This window comes from Micromonospora sp. NPDC049580 (assembly GCF_040675595.1).
In the GTDB taxonomy this organism is placed as follows: domain Bacteria; phylum Actinomycetota; class Actinomycetes; order Mycobacteriales; family Micromonosporaceae; genus Micromonospora.
Map to the genome: position 1 here is coordinate 1 of NZ_JBFAPG010000798.1, position 1427 is coordinate 1427.

The window sequence follows — 1427 nt, forward strand, 5'->3', positions numbered from 1 at the left end:
CCGTGCTCGGCTCCGAGCCGGCCGTGCTCAACGAGGTCACCGTCCGCTACGACTACCGCTCGCTGGCCGGCAAGGTCACCTTGGCCGGTGACACCGGCAACGACTGTTCCGCCGACGGCGACGCGGTGTTGGTCTGCATCGAACATTCCCCGCTCGTCGTCGATGAGGAATTCGGCGGGTTCCCGTCGAGGGTCGTCATCGCCCCTACCGACAAGGCAGCCGCGGGGGACACCGGCGAGCTGAAGATCAGCCTCCGGGCTGGCGGCAAGGAGGTTGCGGACTCCACCTCCCAGATCCGGATCGCCGAAGGCGTGGACCTCGCGGCTGGCCCCAACGTCGAGGTGAAGGCGGCGCCGGGCGGCTCGTTCAAGGCCCCCTTCTCGGTCCAGAACGTCGGCACGACGACTGTCGACGGTGTCGTGGCGATCTTCGACCCCGACTACGGCATCCGCAGTAAGGAGCGGTTCGACAACTGCTTCTATGTAGAGGACTACCTGCTCGCCTGCGAATTCGACGAGAAGATTCCGGCGGGCGAGGGTAGGACCGCGACCTTCAACTACGAGCTCGCCAAGGACACCTACGCACCGGGGAGCCAGGAAAGCAACGTCCGGTGGGTGGTCCCGGGAGACCTTGACGCACTCAACAGTGCGCGCAGGGAGGCCGGCGTCGCGGCAGCGCGCCAAGGCACCGGCAAGACCCTGGAACTGGCCCCGATGCCCGGCAAGCGCAATGCCCGCGCCCTCCAGACGGACGTCGACCCGTCCAACAACTGGGGCGCAGTAAATGTGCAGGTCACCGGCAAGAACGGGGCTGACCTGGAGGCCATCGGCGCCACGCTCACCGGCAAGAAGGGCGCGGTGGTGACCGCCCCGCTCGGCTTCCGCAACAACGGTCCGGCGACGCTGGACCACTTCCGCAGTGGGTCCGACGTGACCTACGTCGACGTGACGGTCCCGAAGGGCACCACCGCCGTCGAGGTGCCGTTCGAGTGCGCACCGCGGACCGGCAACGACGCCGAGTGGGAGGAGGCGGGCACCCCGGGTGCCGCCGCCTACCGCTGCTACCCCGGTCCGTTCGCCCCGGCCGGCGAGGAGCTGACCGGCGAGTTCAAGTTCCGGATCGACAAGGTCATCGCCAACGCCACCGGCACGGTCAAGGTCAACGTGCCGTGCGAGTGCGAGGGCGGCTTCTACGAGGACTTGAAGCCGGCCAACGACACCGCCAAGATCCTGGTGAACGCGGCCAGCGGTCAGGGCGGCGGCGAGGATGACGGTGGCGCGCTGCCGATCACCGGCCAGTCGACCGGCCTGATCGCCGGCATCGGCGCTCTGCTGCTCGCCGCGGGCGTCGGCGGCTACCTGGTGGCCAAGCGCCGCCGGACCCGCTTCGTCGCCTGATCAACCCCGCACCACCGGTGCCCCGCCGAC

At 69.2% G+C, this 1427-nt stretch carries 1 protein-coding gene; it reads left to right on the forward strand.

The genetic code is table 11. The annotated features are described in order from the left end of the window. The coding region (locus AB0J68_RS32175) for an LPXTG cell wall anchor domain-containing protein (RefSeq protein WP_363942654.1) at positions 1-1397 on the forward strand (1397 nt) is incomplete at its 5' end. Positions 1398-1427: the final 30 nt, after the last annotated feature.